At 50.1% G+C, this 19567-nt stretch carries 10 protein-coding genes; all 10 read right to left on the bottom strand.

The annotated features are described in order from the left end of the window. Window positions 1–1008: 1008 nt before the first annotated feature. Window positions 1009–1254 carry a type B 50S ribosomal protein L31 gene (locus QEH52_RS14165; protein WP_308951296.1) on the bottom strand — a complete coding sequence of 82 codons (246 nt, stop codon included), beginning with the start codon at window positions 1252–1254 and terminating at the stop codon, window positions 1009–1011. 55 nt (window positions 1255–1309) lie between these two features. Then, window positions 1310–1435, bottom strand: a complete 126-nt coding sequence (gene ykgO / locus QEH52_RS14160) for a type B 50S ribosomal protein L36 (protein WP_110129775.1) — start codon at window positions 1433–1435, stop codon at window positions 1310–1312. An 89-nt stretch (window positions 1436–1524) separates the two neighbouring features. Then, complete coding sequence (locus tag QEH52_RS14155) at window positions 1525–2097, bottom strand: YqgE/AlgH family protein (protein ID WP_308951295.1); 573 nt, start codon at window positions 2095–2097, stop codon at window positions 1525–1527. 11 nt (window positions 2098–2108) lie between these two features. Next, on the bottom strand, window positions 2109–2564 hold the full coding sequence (locus tag QEH52_RS14150) for a deoxycytidylate deaminase (protein WP_345785476.1): 456 nt from the start codon (window positions 2562–2564) through the stop codon (window positions 2109–2111). A 52-nt stretch (window positions 2565–2616) separates the two neighbouring features. After that, on the bottom strand, window positions 2617–3375 hold the full coding sequence (locus QEH52_RS14145) for a hypothetical protein (protein WP_308951293.1): 759 nt from the start codon (window positions 3373–3375) through the stop codon (window positions 2617–2619). Continuing rightward, window positions 3375–3929 (bottom strand): ExbD/TolR family protein, encoded by a 555-nt coding sequence (locus QEH52_RS14140; RefSeq protein WP_308951292.1) that lies wholly within the window; start codon window positions 3927–3929, stop codon window positions 3375–3377. The genes QEH52_RS14145 and QEH52_RS14140 overlap by 1 nt, the downstream gene beginning before the upstream one ends. Before the next feature lies 1 nt (window position 3930). Further along, on the bottom strand, window positions 3931–4608 hold the full coding sequence (locus QEH52_RS14135) for a MotA/TolQ/ExbB proton channel family protein (protein ID WP_308951291.1): 678 nt from the start codon (window positions 4606–4608) through the stop codon (window positions 3931–3933). A 31-nt stretch (window positions 4609–4639) separates the two neighbouring features. Then, window positions 4640–7267, bottom strand: a complete 2628-nt coding sequence (locus QEH52_RS14130) for a tetratricopeptide repeat protein (protein ID WP_308951290.1) — start codon at window positions 7265–7267, stop codon at window positions 4640–4642. Between the two features lie 187 nt (window positions 7268–7454). Then, window positions 7455–16634, bottom strand: a complete 9180-nt coding sequence (locus QEH52_RS14125; RefSeq protein ID WP_308951289.1) for a hypothetical protein — start codon at window positions 16632–16634, stop codon at window positions 7455–7457. 142 nt (window positions 16635–16776) lie between these two features. Then, window positions 16777–19518: a type II secretion system protein GspD gene (locus tag QEH52_RS14120; protein WP_308951288.1), complete on the bottom strand. Its 2742-nt coding sequence runs from the start codon at window positions 19516–19518 to the stop codon at window positions 16777–16779. Window positions 19519–19567: the final 49 nt, after the last annotated feature.

The raw sequence follows: 19567 nt of genomic DNA, 5'->3' as shown, positions 1-19567 counted from the left end.
GCAGAAAGTGCGCAAAGTACTTCGTACGTTCAAGTACTTTTTATCAAAAATTGCATTTATTTTACCCTAAAGTCACAAGATGCTAAAAACCAGTGTATTACGGTACCACTTTTTTCACACTTTTCGCTGTACTAACGACGATTAACCCAACAATTTCGCACAAGCCAGCGTCGCTAGCCACGTTTTACGCCAATAATCTCACCTCGAAATGACTTGGCTAATGCGGGCGCGACAAGTCGCAATGCCATTGCATAATTCAATGTGCCCCCTCCAGGACCGTAATTAGAACTGGTTGCCTGGGTTCGCTTCTTATCCTGACTTTGGGCCAATGGCTGACGCTTTGCCTTACTTTCCTGGGGCATTTTCTCCGGACTGAGCCGATTGCCTTGCGCTTTTTTTCGTGGATGCGTTGCCGCTCGCGCGCAACAAGCGCACTGGCCCAGACCATGGACAGGATTTCAATCTGAGTAGTTTCCAAGAGTTGGGAACTGAGGTATTTGTGTTTCTTCATTTCAAGCTTTAGCTCTCGACAGTCGCCTTCGTGCTCCCAGCGAGTCACCGAACAGGAGAACTTGTCTGCGAATGGAAGACTTTTAGTAAAAATGCACCGCATGGGCTCGTGCCTACGAGTTAATGCAAGAACCAGCCAACACCATAAAGACAGTCGCCCATTAGCATGTCGCCTGGCCCGAGCCCAGCCAGCAGGCTGGTCGCTAGACTGAGTTCACAATCTCCACCAGCAGCGACGGACACTGCAAGTGGGTTGCGAGCGCCCAACTCGACCAGCGAACTTGCGTAGATTTGCGGAAAAGCCCCTTAAGCCCGTGCAATGCTAGCACGACAGTGATAGCCGCAGCCGATCATACGATGCCCACGCAAACACCGGCTCCCGCCAGGCCCCGCATTTCAACACACACACACACACACACACACACACACACAAAAAAAAAAAAAGGCCCCACTCGCAAGAGTGGGGCCTTCTTAGAAAATAATCGATCCGATGCGCGACTAGCGGCGACGGCTGAACTTGTTCTGGAACTTCTCGACACGACCTGCAGTATCGACGAAACGCTTCTCACCCGTGAAGGCTGGGTGCGAGTCCGCAGTAATGTCGCAGATCACGACTTGATATTCAGTGCCGTCGATTGTCTCAGTCTTGCTACCACGCATGGTGGATTGCGTCAGGAACTTGTGCCCAGTGGAGACGTCGACAAAAGCGACAGGATTGAGCTTAGGATGGAGATCAGCTTTCACGGTAAATGCTTTCTAATAAAGTTATTGCGGATTGGCGCAGTTTTTCTTGCCCAGTTTAACCCTGACGCGCTTTGAAGCGAGGGTTAGACTTGCAGATTACGTAGACTCGGCCCTTACGACGTACGACTTGGCAGTCAGGGTGGCGGTCTTTAAGTGATTTGAGTGAAGATACGACTTTCATAGCGAAAAATTGAAGAATGGGAGAAAAAAGGGCCCACGCTCGCGCCTGTCAATGGCAAAGGCTAATTATTTCACCGAATCGTAAATCGTTTAATTCAACGAGGGATCGTCGGGGGCGTCTGCCAGTAAACGAAGTTCAGGTCGTTCATGGCAAATCAGCTCATGCCAATCAATCTCCTCTGGCTTGCCATCTAAGACTGGCAGGCAGCCGGACACCACCCACGATTTTTGCTCAATTTCTGCATCTAACTGCCCCTCGCTCCAACCGGCATGGCCCAGATAGCCACGCAGTTGAAATTCGGGATCATCCTGCAAAATTTGCTGCGCTTTCAAGTGGTCGATTCCAAAATACAACTTAAATACACCGGCCTCTGCAGACAACTTCCAAGCCACTAAAATCAATTGATCCCGTGCAACGGGTCCACCGATAAAGAGTGGCACATCAGCAAGCAAGGAGGTGCTCAGTTCCGGATCGTATTCACCCAGCGTTTTCCCAATCGGACGATTCACAACCACGCCGATCGAGCCTTCCGACTCTCCATAGGCTGTCAGTAAAATCACACTGCGCCGGAAATTAGGATCAAGCAAACTGGGATGCGCCAGCAATAAGCTACCCGCGTGTGCTGCGAGCTCATTTGAATGACTGCTTCGATTCATCCGCATACGATCCATACTTAAAGTTGCACTAATTCGACTCCACTCTCACCGAGAATATCTTTTACCAGATCATCGTTTCGGTAATCCCGATGGTATTTAATACAGTGTATCCCCGCCGCTGCCAAGATTTTGGCACAGTTGATACAAGGAAAGTGTGTAATATAAATTGTTGCGCCTTCCAAAGAGACCCCTCTTCGCGCCGCATCACTAATCGCATTCTGCTCTGCATGCACAGTTGCTTGCTCATGCCCATCGCGCATGCGTGAGGTATGTGAGGCCCCCGGCAGAAAGCCATTATAGCCAGCAGCCACAATTCGATTACGTTGTGCGCCGCCTGACACAATGACGCAGCCCACATTCAAGCGCTCGCAACTAGAACGCGACGCCATCAATAGAGCAGTGGCCATAAAATAGGCGTCCCAAGAAGGACGCTCCGCCCAGGACTGCGTCAAAGCTTCCAGCTGATCTAGCATTGCGGCATCCTTATTGGCATTGGTTTCAGTCATAAGCTTAACTTGATATCAATTAAGGATAAATCCGAACCTCAAAAAATCCAGCCTGTAAATCAGCCGGAAAGCCCGCCTCAAGGAGCCAAGTATAAGCCACCGCATCGAAACTAGTATCCCCTGAGCTGGCTGAAAGTGTCGGACGCCCGACGATGCGTCCCCCTGCTTCCACTCGCAAATAATACGTCGCAGGCTGCACCGCCTGCATCGAAAGTAAATCGACCGCAGTTGGCAACACGCGCAATACATGCCCATCGAGAGATCTCACCTCGGCAACACGCTCCAGCGCCTGAAAGGGCTTTGGCGTCAGCGCGCCTTGGCCGAAGTAACGAAACAAATCCCAGTAGCGCAGATCCAAGAGGTCGATCGGCTCTGAAACCGAAGCATCCAATCCATCCATTAAATCGGGCGGAACCAATGCTGTGGAAAAGTCGATCTTCGGCTCGTATGCTGGAAAGCGCAGTTGTCCGCGCTCCAACGAGGGTGGATTTAAATTATGCGCCGCGTTCCACTGGCCAGGCACAAAAAGCGGGGCCGAGTCAAACAAGGCGGCCTGCTCCTCAAGTGCAGCCCCTGAAAGTAGGCGATCCTGTGAGACATACTGCACAAAAGGTGGACTCGCTTCGCGCTTCGGCAAAGGATTCGAAATAACATGAAACAGCAAAAAACCTGCTAAATGCACACAGACTCCAACTAAGAGGGATATGCGCAACAACGGCGACAGAATACGCCGTGAGAGACTCGCACCGACGCTCGACTGTGCTTTAACAACAGGCATTACATTACAGATAAGAAGCCCGAATCGCCGCCGTCACTGGCTCCGGGAGCCGATGGCAAAGACGAATTTGGGCTGGGTATAGTTTCATGCTCCCCCGCAATTTGCACCTGCACAAAGCCTGCTCGCTGCGCCATACTACAGAGCTTTAAAAAAAGCTGCAGATCCATGGTCCCCTCCGTTTTGACCAATAAAACGACATCTTGCGTGTTGGCATCCTCGATATGCTGCTGAAAGCCGCGTTCAATTGAGCCCAACTCGAAGACTGCACCATCAAAAAAAAGCATACCACGGTTCCCAATCGTAAGCACAGCCACGGGAGAACTGCTCGGTTGCATCTGCATATCCGAATCGGGCAAATCGACCCGCACACCGGGCACCATCACAAAGCGCGTAAAGACCAAGCTAAAGAGTAGTGCGATCACTAACAAATCGAGCACCGGCACCACATCTAACTTGATCGATGGACGCTGTAATTGCTGCATCAAGCCCAGCGGCTCCGTATAGCCATGCTCTTGCGAGCGGACAGGCAGCTTGTCTGAATTTGGCGCGGCCATCTTAATTCGGGGCACTCTCCTCGGCACTGTTGCTAGCTTCTCCAAGCTCGGCCTGTGTCTGTAATGCCGGCTCCGTACTTAAAAACTCGTGGATATCATGGCCGACCCACTCGAAATCATGCACCAGCGCTCGTACACGCCCTGTAAGAAAGTGGTAAGCCAACATTGCCATCACCGCGATCGCTAAGCCGGAGGCCGAGGTCACTAACGCCTCCGCTAGTAAACGGCTAAGCACACCGCTATCCCCATTAAAAGATTCTAAGGCATACAAGGCCTGCAGCGCGGCAATCAAGGTGCCCAAAAAACCAAGCAAGGGTGCCACTCGAGCAAGCGCGGCAATTGTTGCAATGCGACGCTCCAAAGTAGGAATCTCCACAATTGCAGCCGACTGGATCGCAGAGCGAACCGAATCGCGCGACTCCCCGTAGTGCAACAGCGCTGACTTCACAATACGTGCCATCGGGCCGGGCGTATCCTCACACAAGGTTAAGGCTTCCACTAAGCGCTTCTTACGCACCAAATTCTTAATACCACTCAAAAAGTCTTCCGTACCAATTTGCCCCTTATGTAAATACAAAGCACGCTCAATAAAGAGCACAAAGCCCAGCAAGCTCACAAAAAGAAGCGGGTACATCACAGGCCCGCCCTGTAGGATGAAATTATTTTGAAAGTAATCCATATCTTAACACCAATCTCTTTTTCTTAATATACTATTCAACATCAAGCAAGCGATCTGCCCGAGAGATCGCGATATGCCGCCCCGGTAAGTCGTAAGCAATGATCATCCGATAGACTCGTCGTGCTTCAGACGCAGCACCCTCGCCTTCCAGGATTTCCCCTAAGTGCAGCATCGAACGCGCCACCCAATATAGCCCAGTAGGCCCCAAGTCTTCCACTTTTTCTCCATTAGAGAGGAAGCGATCCACACTTAACCACAGAACTTCCTTCGCCGCTTCCAAAGACTTTCTTTTGATCAAGGCAAAAGCCCACTTGTGCGCCGCCTCAGCTTGGAAATCGAGCGGTAAATTCGGCAGATCCAATAAACGCTCCAAAATAACCACAACATCACCCAGCGCACTGGGCTCATTTCCCGCCAAGGCCAACATACAATCGGCTCGCGACAATTCCGCCACGTAGCGCAATTCATGCGCTGGAAAACCATTAATCAAATTCTCATATACAATTTGCGCCCCCGCAAAGTCATTCATCGAGCGCAAGAGGTTCCCTTGCTTGAGGCGTGCAAAATAAAATAGTGGATCGGAAGCATAACGCTCGGCCAAATCATTATGTAGCACCACCGCCTGCGGATAAAACTCCGAACCACGGCGCTCACAATACAAAGCCGCCTCAAAAAGCGCCTGCGGAGCCAATCGGCTGCTCGGGTAAGTTTCCGCTAAATTCGTGAGCGTAGCTTGAGCCGAAACAAAATCCCCCACCAAGCCATGGTAAGCAGCCTCAATCAGATACGAACGCTGCGCAGCCGCAGTCTCGGCGAATTTTTGACGTAAGCGCGTCAAAACGACCATCCCTTCATTCGCATTGCCTCCGCGCATCAAGACGTCGCCCTGCAATAGCAGTATTTCCGTATGCAATAAAACCACATCCTCTTCGCCCAGTGAATTGGCCCCGCCCTTCGGCAAGGAATTTAAGCGCGCTAACAACCGAGTCACTCGCTCAGCAAGCCCCTCAGTTTCGCCAATCTCAAGGGAGAGATAAGCCTCCAACCAGCGTAGGCGTATATCTAGGGCGACCGGAATTGCGATCGACTGAGAATCTTTCAGCAATAAACGCACCCGCGTCAGAGCGCGCTCCAATTCACCATCAACTTGCAGTGCCTGTGCCACGTTCCATTCTGCCCTCCAACGATCCAGCAAGCTGACGCTGCCACTAAAATCGACCTCATCAATCAGCTGCAAAGCAGCATCCACAGCCCCGACGCGCAATTGAGCCGAAATCAGACGCAGAAATAGCCCCCCATCCCGACGCCCCAATTCTCGACTACGCGCCGCGGCATAAAAATCCACCGCATTGGCGAAATCTCGATTAAGGAAATAGCAATCCCCAATCAAACGGTTCAACTCCACCAACTCCTGAGAATCTGTAGATTGATCCCGCAATTGGATTAAAAGATCGGCCGCCGCACGGTACTGGGGTGGATTCCGCTCTAAAGCCGCATAGGCCAACAAGCGATAGACATTGCCGATGCCACTCAGCCCAGGAAAGCGCTCCAACAAAATACGCGCATCGCGCTCCGCCAGCTCCAACATCGCGGGGTCCTTCATCGCAATTTGACTGCGTAAATAATACATTTGCCCCAGCAAGGGGTGCGGCTCAGTGCGTGAAATGATGACCTTTAAGAAATCCAGCAAGTCAGCCTCTTGCCCAGGCACCTGTGCCAGTAATTGCAAGGCGATGCGCATCGCTTCGCGATTTTTCCCATTCTGGATCAATTGCTTCAACGCGGCGCGCCCACTCTCTGAGTCCGCGCCTAGAATTAGCCCCTTCAATAAGCGTAAATGCTCACGCTCTCCCGCAGCATAGCCGGCGGTAATATTCCCCAACTCGCGCTCAATAGCTCCAACGGCTTCGGCGACACGCCCCTGACTATATAAGGTCACCGCGTATTCTCGCACATAGGGATAAGCCGCAGCCTGCCCTTCCAGCCGACCGATCTTAGAGCGCAACTCCGCCGCCAAGCCCTCGTCCGCCGGTGCCGTCAACAACTCCTGACGCAGCACTAAGCCCTCAAAATAGGAACGCAGCAAAGGCAATTTAGCCGCCTCTACGGCATCCTTATAGGCGGCAATCGCCCGTACCGGCTCGCCCTCCAGTTCCGCATTAAAGCCTTGCAACAAAGCAAACCAAGGCTGGTCCTCATCTGACAGAGCCGACTCAGAAACCGCCTGTAGCGCCGTTTGAAATGCATCCACGTCCATGCGCGCAGACCCATCTCCATAAATAGCGATGGCGCGGTAGAGTGGATAAGCCCCCGTTTGGGCTGCTGCCGGAATCGAGTCTAATTGCTCTAGAGCCGCGAGATAGCGCCCCTGCGCAATCAGGGCTTTAGCCAAACCAAGTTTTAGCAAATGCATGCGTTCTGGCAACAAAGTCGGCTGCGTCATCGAGCGCTCCAGTAGCGAGCGATAAATCGCCTCGCCCACAGCAGGTAAGCCAGCAAGTAAAGCACGCTCAGCACTGTCAATGCGCCACTCCAGTTCAATTTGATCGCTCACATCCATCTCTGCGACCTGATTGACCGTGAGCGGCGATTGTGCCCACACGCTAGCCCCCACTAGTAATGGAAAAATATAAAGGGCAAGCAGCCGAAAACGAATCATCCTATCAAAACACATACAGAGAGCTCAAAGACAAGCACTCTGCCCTCCAGTTGCAAAATGATTTTCACAGCATCTTTCCCTAGCAATTTCCATCCGAAAGGATCGCGGTGATATTCATAATAAAAAGCCCCCACTCGCGGATCGCGAAGTGGAGGCTTTGAATAAATGAGACCAACCGAACTGGAGACTATTCTAACTGTTCCGCAGGCTCGTTGACGACCAAGCGGAAGAAACAACGAGGCTCGTCATCAATTGGCTTTGTGGAGCGATAGATCACCCGCTCCAGATCCGTATCAGCAATGGTTTCTTTATCGTAATAAACTGCTTGCTTGGAACCGAAGTTCAGATTCGTGCTCTCCTGCACCGTGAATTCGTATCCGAGACCGATTGCATTTACGTTTCTCAAGAATGCGAACTGGTAGTATTCAACGCCATCGATTTCAAACACGGAGTGTTCAATAATCTGCAAATCAGCTACGGTGCGATCGAGTCCCAGCACGTATTCCGCCCAGTTTGGATAGGCATCTCCATCCAGATTATCGTAAGGATTCTCGATCGCATCGCCAGGTAGTTGGCTCGGAATCACGATGCTCCAACGACCATTGACATAATCATCTATGATAGCGGCATCGAGAACCGGATCATCGTCACCACCGATATCATCCCACTTAAAGGTATAAGGGTGGCTGCGATTATCATAGTAAATACGGATAAAGTAGATACCAGACTCCTCGACATCAAAGACTCCATTCTCAGTGATCTTGGTAGTGATGTCCTCACTGATCCCTTTGGCCTCAATGCCTTCGCTACTAAACAGATCTTCATCCGTATCGGTAGTCGAACGCCCGATCAGCACTGGTCTGCGTAAATCAGCAGTCGTTTTATCTCCGTCATTACCAGCGAGGAAGTAAACCTCAAAATCGATATCCAAGTCATCCGGCTTGTAGTCATAACCAGTATCATTATCGGAGAAGAACTCAACATCCACCGAGATTTGAGTCGCCCCCTCAGATACCACGACAGCATACCAGTCGTCAGTCGTTTGTGTGCCATAGCCCGTCGTACTGGTGAATCCACCATCTAAGCTATCGATGACGCCATCACCGTTCACATCCAGCAGATATTCGATTTGGTGCAACCAAATGCCCTCAGTGGAAACTCCATTGGCAGTGGTCAAATCGTATGCGAGATCAACGAAGTTGTTGGTATCGTTTAATGGATACTCATCTTCGAGCTCTTCATAGGCATCCTGCTTAGACACATCCCACTTCAGACTGTAGTCATTGGCACGATCATCCCCATAGACACGAATGTAGTAATTCAATGCTGCATCTAGCGGATCAATGCTAGCAATGACCGACTCAATATCATTCGTCGTTTCAGAGCGCACTATAGGATTCACCAAGTCATTCTCATCGTAGATCTCGATGTTAATATCCCCATCGATATGCATGAATTCAATCTCGGCCGACAGCCTCACATTATAATCACGCTTCAAGACCGTTACCGATTCATTACCTTTCTTGGCGGTCGCTAAGAACCAAGAAGGAATTTGAATCTTATACCAGTCATCGGCTTCTTGAATCGCATGGCCAAACGGATCCATACCAGGAACTCCCAAAGTCAAGCTACTCAACAATCCATAATCGAAAGCAAGCTCCTTGATGGGGTCCAAAGGCCCTGGGGCATCGGGATCATAAGGTGGCTCTAAACGTAAGCGGGTGAGCTCCGTCGCGTCACTAGGGGTATTGTTGTTAAAATACTCATAGTAATCGGCAATCGCAAACGGGCCATCATATTCATATTGGTCGATATTATTATAAGTCCAAGTTAGACCATAGGTCAGTCCTGATGTAGCTGTGACCTGCAAGTAATAAATACCTGCATCTGGAGCAATGACCCCCGCGCTTGAATTATCATTGCCTGCCGTGCTACGCCCTGACTCTTCAAAACCACTCGGCAACTCGGCTCCGCTCTCATCTAAAACACTTAATCCGAAAGCGATGCCAGGGTTATCAACACTAAAGTCCAAGTGCACCTGATCGGCCGGCACATAGATACGATACAAATCGATGTCGCGCGAAACAAGCCCAGTGATAGTCACACCGTTCAAGTTCTCAATAACGGCATTCACATCTGCCTCCGCTAGAGTCTCATTATCTTCGTAGTCGTCGTCAAAGTAACCGCGCATTTCAAGTGTGTAAGGCACACCTAAGTTGTTACCCACCACACGTAGATAATACGTCGTGAGGCCTTCGCCACTCGCTTCAACTGACTCTACAAAGGCATCTTCGCGGGGCGAAGAATCAATCAGCTCTCCATCTTGCGAATACAAATACAGGTCTAGATCTCCATGCAGGTTATTGTAGTAGATAGATGCGAAGAACTGATGATCGCCCCCGGTATCCACTGGAATTTCGAACCAATCCTCATCGAATTGAGCCAAATCCCTGTAGCGATAAACCGGACGATAGCTCACAGTCACTTGTTCGCCACTGTCATTCGTAGCCGTATACGTTCTACGAACTTCAGGGTCTGACACTGCAGTATCAACGACCCCCTGCTCATCGATCAAAGTAGGCACGGCCGCCTTGACTCGCGTATCATTCACGCTCGCGTCAGCTTCGTCGACCTCCACTGTGGGGTCTAACACAGGTGCCTCGAGGTCATAAATATCCTCACTCGAACTCACCCATTGCAAGGAATAGCTATTCCCCAGACCACGGGCAGTTTCTTCGGCTAAATCATAGTAATCGTCGACCCCATCTTCTTTAATCGAGTCGTAATCAGCCCAATCGAGCAGGTCCTGAGTATAGGGATCAAAATCGCCCTCCGACCAATCCTCAGAGTCCTTAGGATTCACAATACCATAGCCGTATACACAAATAAGGTAGTCTCCTGGATCCAAGTCCAACAGGACGATGCGCTCCCCATCGAGCATCCCTTCAGACTGCTTCACCAGATATGCTGGCTCCAAAATGATGCTAGGATCGCTGATATCGGTGACTGCACGCTTATAGACAGCCACATCAATGTCCCCGTAGGCATGTTCAAACTGCACATCGACAACAAAGATGTCCTCATCGGAGTTCACTTCCACGGAATACCAGTCTTCATCCAGCTGAGTCTGTCCCTCCAAAAGGAAAAACTCGAGGTCGGGTCGAGGTCCCCCGCCCATTGCCTCGTAGAAATTGGCATTATAATCGGTATCCAGCAAACGACGTGGCCAATCTGGTGTATCATTATCGGGCGTATCCGACTTCACCTCGAAATCAAACTCAGCAGCCTTTTCAAGATCATCCTCCTTGTAGCTGTTCCAAACAAGATTGTAAGGCTTACCACCGCTCTTACCGAAGACACGTAGATAATAGTCTCCAGCTCCTCCAGTATAATGGATACGCTCAACATTTGAGGTTCCAATCGAGCGTTTTAAGAACTGTTGATTCGCGTCAAATAACTCGATATCAATATTGGTGTCATCTGTATGCTCAAAGTAAGCTTCAATGACGATGCCTTCATCGCCGGAGTTAATACGCACCTGATACCAATCGTCATTCAAAGCACCGCCATAGCCGATAGTCTCCGAAATACGCTGACCTTCGGTCGCAAGTAAGGCATCAGAAGCATCTTCAAAGGTATTATTACCTGTCTCGCCTTCGAAGCCATCCTCAGGTGAGGCGAACCAAGAGAGCGAATAGCTGGTGCCGAGGTTCACGCCCGACACCTTAATGTAATAGGTGACTGCATCCGAAGCCCACGGGTCCACGCCATAAGCGATCAACTCGTTATCTTCTGTCGTATCCGCGACTACAAGCTCTTCACCGGCAGCATCGTATAAAGTCAGGATCAAATTTCCATCCGCTTGCTCATATTCTAAATCCGCAGTTAGGCTGACGTTGTCTGGTTGCACCAAGACTTCAAACCAATCCTCATCGAACTGAACCGCATGGATCACCGTGCCGGCATCATTCGTCAGGTCAGTCGCTTCCTCTAAGGAATCATTCTGCTCATACTCGTCATCCGGTGCAGTGGTCCAGAGTAACTGATAGTCACCATTGATGTTATCCCCCGTGACTTGCACGTAGTAAGTGCCGGGCCCATTTTCAATACGAACACCATCGCTATTCGCTGTAGTTGCCGAAACCTCAATTGGATTCACCAGGTCGTCACTACTGTAAAGTGCCAGATCAATATTGCCTTCGTCATGCACAAAGGTCGCGATAACTGTGATGAAGGAGTTCGCCTCGACCTCCGTAATATCGAACTTATACCAATCTTCATCGTATTGCTTTGCAGTGATGACCGGTGTTTCGGTGATATCAAAAGCATCCGCGTCGACATCATTCTCTTCGTATTCGTCATCGTCGTAGATGGCCCAAGAGATGTCGTAGGTATTATAGTCATTGTCACCAAAGACATGAATGTAGTTCCAGCCCGGCTCTACGCCCACAAAGACGGATTCTGTATCATCCGTTGAGCTCGCGGTGGTGATCACTTCACCGTCGGCATCCACGATGCTGAAATTAATCGCGCCGTTAAGCTCAATGTAATCCAGTGTTACAGACAAGTAAGGGTGCGCCTCCGTAACATTGATCTTATACCAGTCATCGTCACTCTGCGTCGGCACTTCAAACTCCGACAACGGCGATGTCTGCGAAGTAATGTCATACGCAGTGCCACGCGTATCATTCTCTTCATAGGCATCCTCGGTGCGAGCGACAAAGTAAAGATCGTATGAATTGCCAAGATTCGGACCATAAACGCGGATGTAGTAAACGCCCCCTGGAATAGTCGAGTTCAAATCTACGATTTCATTGTCGGTCACACTATCGCGACGGATGATGGGCGTGCCGAAGTCGTCGTAGATTTCGAGATCGATATCACCCTCGGCGTCAGAAAACAAACATTCAACATAGAGACCGTAATTCGCATCACCGACAGTGATTGCATACCAATCCTCGTCACTCTGATTGGCCAGGCCTGCTAAATTACTGAGACGAGAATCCGCAGACGTCAGTTCGTATGCCTCTTCGAGCGAATCATTTTCTTCATAGGCATCCTCGCCCACGTTCACCTGAGCGACTTCATCGGCGGTTAAAGCAGCCCAAGTTAGGTTGTATTTATTGCCCGCATCACCGTAGTGCACGCGCACGAAATAATAACCTACAGCAGGATTCGAAAGAACGAGCGATTCATTATCATCTGAAGAAGTGGCTCTGGCCAGAATAGCACCCGATTCATTGAAAATCTCCATATCGATATCGCCGTCCTCATGCGTGAAGCTGGCCAAGACGCGTAGCTCGGCCGTGTCGGCGCGCGCTTCAATCTTATACCAATCTTCATCCTTTTGAATGCCGAAGCCGTCCAATTTAGTCAGCAGTCGACGTTCATGCCCAAGAAGATCAAATGCGCTTAATCTTGAATCATTCTCTTCATACTGATCTTCCGCAAAGGTAACATCCCAGAACAGGTTATAGCGGTTACCCACATAATCCCCCAATACGACCACGGAGAGTGCACCCGCAAGTGGATTCTCCACAATAATTTCTTCCGTATCGCCACCATCAGTCGATTCGGCCAACACGATACCGCCATTGGCGGTTCTCAAGTAGAGATCAATATTACCAAGTGTGGAGTCTGCACGAGCAACGACCTCAAGCTTAGTGGCTCCGACTGGCACATTGATGCTATACCAATCGAAATCAAACAAGGCACCGTAGCCATCAATTGAACTCAACCAAGCACCCGCATTATTGCCGATATTGTAACGCTGGCTATAACGGTCATTCTGTTCGTAGTTATCTTCAACAGCTCCTTCGATAATAGTGTTACCAGTGACAAGATCGACAGAAAAGTCGTAGGCCGTCAAAAAGCCAATATCTTCGCTCGCCTCAACCGAGATCAAATACTCAGTCTCATCGGGACTATTGATATACAATACATGCGTTTCATTCGCGAGGAACTCGTTATTGGTAACCAGGCTATCAATCAAGGTTCCGTCTGTTTTACGCAAACGATAGACTAAATTATCATTACTGACCCCTAGGCCTGTAAAGGCAACTTGCACCTGAGTCACTCCGCTGGCGCTGATCGTAAACTTGTAAAAATCGGTATCGTTGTAGTGCGTAAAGGACTCAGTGGAAGCACTGACCGCGTAGGAAGCGGTCATGCCGTAACCATCGACTTCAGACAAAGACTTACCAATGATAGAGGTGCCCAGATCATAGGGATTTGAGAATTGATCATTCTCAATCACTTCGTCCGCCTCATCATCGTAGTCAACAGCCTCGTAGGTATCATCTTCCAGGACCCCGAAATACATGTCGTAAACATTATCGTCTGAATAATCACCGGTCACGCGAACATAATAAGTGCCTTCAGGCACGCCTTGAATGGCCGTATTATTCTTTGGCGTCCATTCATCAGCCACATCCGCGATATCCATGATCTCGAAGTAAGAAATCAAAGAACGTCCATCGAGATCGACTCCTTCACTCAACAAGCGTAAGTCTTCACTGTAGAGCTCGACTTGGACATTGCCGATGCTCTCATCGAAGTCAGCGGCAATATAAATGAAACGCGCAAAAGGATCTCTGGCGACATCGAGACGATACCAGTCCTCGTCATCCAGCGTAGCTGTGCCCAAGATATTGGAAAGCAGAGAAGACTGTGCCCGTGTAATATCGAAAGCTTCAGTTGCAGTGTCATTATCCTCATAGAGGTCTCCATCTGTGGCTCCCAAAGCGCGCGCATTCCACTTCAAATCATATGTATTCTTTAAGCTAAGCCCTTCTTCAGCTGGCTTGACTAAGATAAAATAATCTAAAGATTCCACGTCGCTGGAGATCCGATACTGCAGAGTCTCAGCCCCGGCTTCCCCGAACATGACTGCAACCAGAATAGCCTGATTACCCACGAGACGATAGAGCTCGAATTCAATCGCACCGGCCTCGAAATCATGGAAGGTTTCGATCGTAATGAGCTGATCAGTCGCTTCGACACTGAATCTATAATGATCCAAAGCATCGGTCATCCAGCCCAAGCCCTGGTAATCTGAAATCAAGACGTCTTCGTAGTCACTCAGATCAACTGAGCCGACTAAATTGGTTCCATTCTCATAGTTGTCTTCAAATTGAGTGGGAGTACAAGTGCCTCCAATAGCAAAAGTAAAGACCTCTGACTGCTCACCTTCATAAGATATAATTACCGTATCTCTATCCAAGCCATTGCTCACGGCGTCATACGCGATGGTGAGCGGATAAGTCGCGCCGACCTCGATGCGGCTTGGGACTGTTGAAGTAAGGCTAAAGACCGTGCCATTTGAGAGCGACAATTCAAAATCGGTCAGATTAAAGCTCGAGTTATTAGTCAGATAAAAGGTGTGCTCAATGACACCCGCATTAGGCTGAGTAAAACCGAAGTCAGTCCCATTGCTAACGCTAACCTCAGTATCTTCGGTCAAGACAGCTTGCAACTGCTTCGCCCCGCCATAAACCGCTAGGGGCGGTGCAGCGATGGTACCAGAAATTGTATATTGCCCCAAGCTACCATAATCCGAGAATCCGCTGCTAGGTCCAGCGCCACGACCACCACCTTCGATCAGTAGATAGTATTTACCATTGGGAACCGTTACATTGATATTGGAGGAAAGCTGCACTTCGCCAGTGTTCACCCCAGTCGCAATTTCAAAGCCCCATGAGGTGAGCAAACGCGTGTTCACTGCAAGGTTGGCGCCTTTCTTATCGGAATCAACCTCTCCTTCTTGTGAGTCAACATCCAGTGGAGCTACGGTGATATCCAACTCACCCGACGCAGTAACAAAGCTAAAAACGTCCACATCAGTATTACGCGTGATCAAGCCCGAACCGCTAATCTGGTTATTTGTCAGTGTTGTGAGAGTTCCCAGTGGCAATACATTCGAACTCAATGTATCCGCATAATCATCTTCCTTATAGCCAAAACCATTGGCTTCAGAAGCGATAATAGCTAAGTCATCCTCTTGATTGTTGGCATTCAAATATTCGCCGCGGCTCCATTGGTAAACTTCGTCAACTAGCTGGATGCTACCATCATCCGACCAAGGGGCTCCCATGATCGGAGCCCAACCAGGACTGTAATCAGTATTGTGCCCGCCATAATATTCATCGTCTCCGGTACGACCATCGTGTGATAGACCAAATACGTGACCTGCTTCATGGGAAATCGTCGCGGCACAGCCATACTCATCGGAATTAAATACCCAGCAGACTGGATCATTTGTCCGAAAGTAGCCAATATCAGCCGCCACGCCACCCGCACCGGGTGCTGCAGTATCATCCGGCGTAATCACCACTAGCAAGCGCTTATCGGAATCCGCGGCATCATACACGGCACGATCTGTAGTAACGGTAATATCGAAAGGTGCAAAGTCCTCGGCAACGCGCTGCCAAACAGCTGTCACCCATGTGGTGTTGTTCGCTTTCGGGTGTGCCGCTGCGAGAATGGTCATCACATTATCCCCATCAAAAAAGATATCGAAATCTTCGACCAGTTCACCGTCGAAGTCGCAATAGAGCACATATTCTGCGCCCGGAATACTATTGAGCTTTGGCTGCGCAGCTGTGCTAGTCGTCGCAGACGTGCTGGCAAGCGCAGGTGTGCTGCGAGAACTCGCGCTGATATTGGCGTGACGGGTGCTGCCGAACTTATCTATATTCGCAGGGCTAGACAATGGATAGACGACACCGGGAGGCGCGCAATAAAGGTCACTGACAGTCACCTCCTCCACGAGTAAGCCGTCGTTCACTTGCAATCCACTTGCCTGCGAAACCCAAAAGGCTCGGGAATCTTGGTTAAAGGCAACTTGAGCCACCTGCCGACCGTTGCCGTCTTGGCTATAAATAACACGCCCTTTGCCATCATCTAAGTTTAGAGCGTACTTACTTGCATTCGGATGCTCCCGCACACCGACCACAGTACCTTCAAATTGAACCACATCAAAATCTAGCGTCAACCGATCGCCCACCGAAGAACCTTTAAATCCTGCAAAGGTATTTTCGGACAAAAGCAGAGGTCCATGCGCGCCCACACGCTTAAAATAATGGTCAAATTCCGGCTGTTGACGCACTACGATTGGTGCAGGCACCTTTACAGGCGCCACTGCGGGAGCGGTGGTAGACGCTGTAGCTGACGGTGTCGCAGTGGCCGGCGCGCCTGGATTCGCCTCTTGTTCTGACTGCGGATCTTGGCGCTCTACCGTAGCGGCGGCACTTTGGCCGTCCCCACTGCTATGATTTTGCGAAGAGACCGAGAGATACACTCCCCCCGCAATTAAAATCGCGAGAGCGGAAAGTATCAGAAACGGAGAAGAAGACTTATTAGCGGACATGGCTATAAACGGTTATGCAACACATTACACGCGAGTTAGGGGGGCGTGATTGAAATGTATAATTTTGTAATGAATCTGATGTTAGAAAAGAAAGCCAGCCGATTGGCTGGCTTTCTTGATACTTAAAAATCAGCGAGATTGCTTATTCAGCTTCCAGCGCACCGATTGATCGCTGTGCAGCACCAGATGGTGTCATGATCATAGGGTTCTGGAACATAGAATTTGCATTCACATTGCGATAATTTTGACGTGCAGGAGAGCCGCCTGGGCTCACAAGGTTTGCAGTTACGAAAATCAGCAAGTTGCGCTTTTGACGAGTTTCACCTTCCGAGCGGAAGAGGCGTCCGAGGCCTGGGATGTCACCCAATACGGGCACCTTGTCACTGACAGTTTTGACAGAATCACGAGTCAAACCACCCATCACGACAGTTGCACCGTCATAAACAGTCACTTCAGTCGATAATTCACGAGTCGAGAAGATCGGCTGATAGAAACCAGCAGGCACAGTCACGACTGTCTCACCTGTGATCGCGACACTAGGACCACCATACTCAACAAAGCCTTCAAACTCTGTGACACGTGGCTCCAAGATGAGGCTGATGGTATCATCGTTTTCAACATTGGGAGTCACTGACATTTCAACACCGACATTACGAGTGATGAAGTCTTGAGGTGTGCCGGCTGTAATGGAGATCGCAGCACTGCCGCTGCCAGTGCTGCTGCTGCTGCTGTTGCTAGATGAAGCAGTCGATTCGATATCGCCATAGCTTTCAGGATAGCGGAGTTCTTGTGCCACAGTGATGTTGGCACGCTTACCTGAGAGAACGGTGACCTTAGGTGCACTCATAAGGTCGCTGCCGGATTGGCGAGACAATGCGCGCAGCGCGAAGTCAACATCCATACCATTAATGCTCCAGCCAGATGCGGTGAACAAGCTGGTAGCATCCGAAGCCAAATCAATCGCACTCGCAAGGTCTGGGGGTGAATTGGAGAAGCTCAAGCTGCCGGAAGGACTATCAATTGTAATAGTAGAGGAATCCGAACCAGTGGAGAAGGTGTCATTCAAAGTTCTGCCACCAGTCGATGCAGAGCGAGAGTACTCACCAGTCACGTTGCCGAAAGAATCGACAACCGAGGCACCTGTAGTGCTATCAACATAAGGCTGGAAGCCATCGGAAACAGTCCAATCGAAACCAAGCTCTTCGAGATCACCTTGAGTCACTTCAAGGAACTTCGCTTCAATTTCAACCTGCTTCACTTCGTTATAGTTACGAAGGATAGTGCGCATACGCTCCAAGTTACGACGTGTTTGAGTCACAATTAGTTGCTCACCATCGAAAGCGAGGCTGGCGCCCGGCAACTCGAAGTTCACACCCGCACTTTGGAAGAATGTTTGCAAGGCTTCCACTTCGTCATTAGCTGAGGGTCCGGATGAACCACCGCTGGAAGGAGCCGAAAAAGGATCAACTGGACCAGAGCTGCCACCACCATCGCGGAAGCCAGTCAAACGAATAACAGTTGCACGAGATACGGGGAAGAACTCAGTTACAGTTGTAGAACTACCACCAACACTGTCGCTAGGTTGAATTGTCACAGCATCCCCACCGACATCGTAAGCGAAGTTCACTTGTTGTGTCACGAACTGCAGGATGCGGTCCAGATTCAGATTACGCAGACTGATGTTCACACGTGGATTTGAATCGTTGGGATTGAAGAGAGGCACAATGTTTACACCGACGCGCTCTACATCATACTCCACAGAAAGTTCGGAGAGAGTCTCGATCACACGAGTGAGTTCCATGCCTGAGAAGTTCACTTGTGGAATCACAATGCCATTCAACTTATCTTGAATGCGGCCACCTTCATCCACGACGGTTTCATTCGTCGCAGATACATCAAATACTTTCGGACGCTCCCATGCGCGGTCCACCTCGGACAGCATTTGGCTGCGTGTCTTGTAGAGGTTTTGCTTGTGAATCGCAGTGACGATCTCGGCGATCTTAGTTTGTAAAAGCTTGGCTTCTGTATTGTTGGCATCGCGTGCTTCGACTTCTTTCAATGTGCCTGAAGCACCTTCCAAGTCGCCATTCAAGAACTGCGCACGACCACGTGCCACTAGGTCACGAATGATTTTATCCTGCGCGACGTATTCTGGGCTGATCTCGTTAATATCGAGGCTGTAGGGATCGGAGATTTGATCGTCCAATTGACGAGCCAACTTTGCAGCGGACTTAGAATGGCCACCGGCTGCGCGGTAATCTTCAATCAAGGCTTCAGCGCCCTTAGGGTCGCCTGCCTCCGCGAGTGCTTTCGCCTCTTCAAGAACGACTTCAGCCTTGGCTGCTTCAACAGCCTCAATGGTGCTAGCAGTTGCGGTGTTAAGCATCAGGCTGCTGCCTGCTGCATTCAAGAGATTCGTAGCGTCGGTATAAGCGCCCAATTCAGCGAGCTGCTGTGCTTCGTCAATCGCGCTTTTCGCAGCAGCGATCTTGGCATCTTGCGCAGCAGCAGCGGCCGCGACGATCGAGTCGGCACCGGCGGCACCGTCCTCAGCACTCATGGCTGCCTCGGTGGTTGCATTGGCGGCCTGGCCGTAAACAGCGCCCGTAGCTGAAGCGCGACGATCGAGCTCGCGGTTAATTGAAGCGAGCAAACGCTGCACATTTTCATCGTCAGGAGCGATTTTGATTAGGCTTTCCGCCTTTTCTTTCGCTAGCTCCAGATTCCCGGAGTCACGTGCACGAAGCGTATCGGCCATAAGACTGATCTTCTCCGATGCGCTTTGCGCCTCAGCCAACTGTGGCGTAGCTAAGGCAAAGGTTCCTAGCGCGCCTGCCACAAGTAGTGCGGAGACGCGTGTGCGTGCTGCGAGGTATTTTTTCATAATATTAGATGACAACTAGTTGTTTGTTAAAGTGGCTTAAGTGGCTCGT

This window comes from Thalassobacterium maritimum, assembly GCF_031127805.1.
Taxonomy (GTDB): Bacteria; Verrucomicrobiota; Verrucomicrobiia; order Opitutales; family Coraliomargaritaceae; genus Thalassobacterium; species Thalassobacterium maritimum.
Note: the sequence above shows the minus strand (reverse complement) of the source record. Positions and strands in the feature narration are given on the sequence as shown.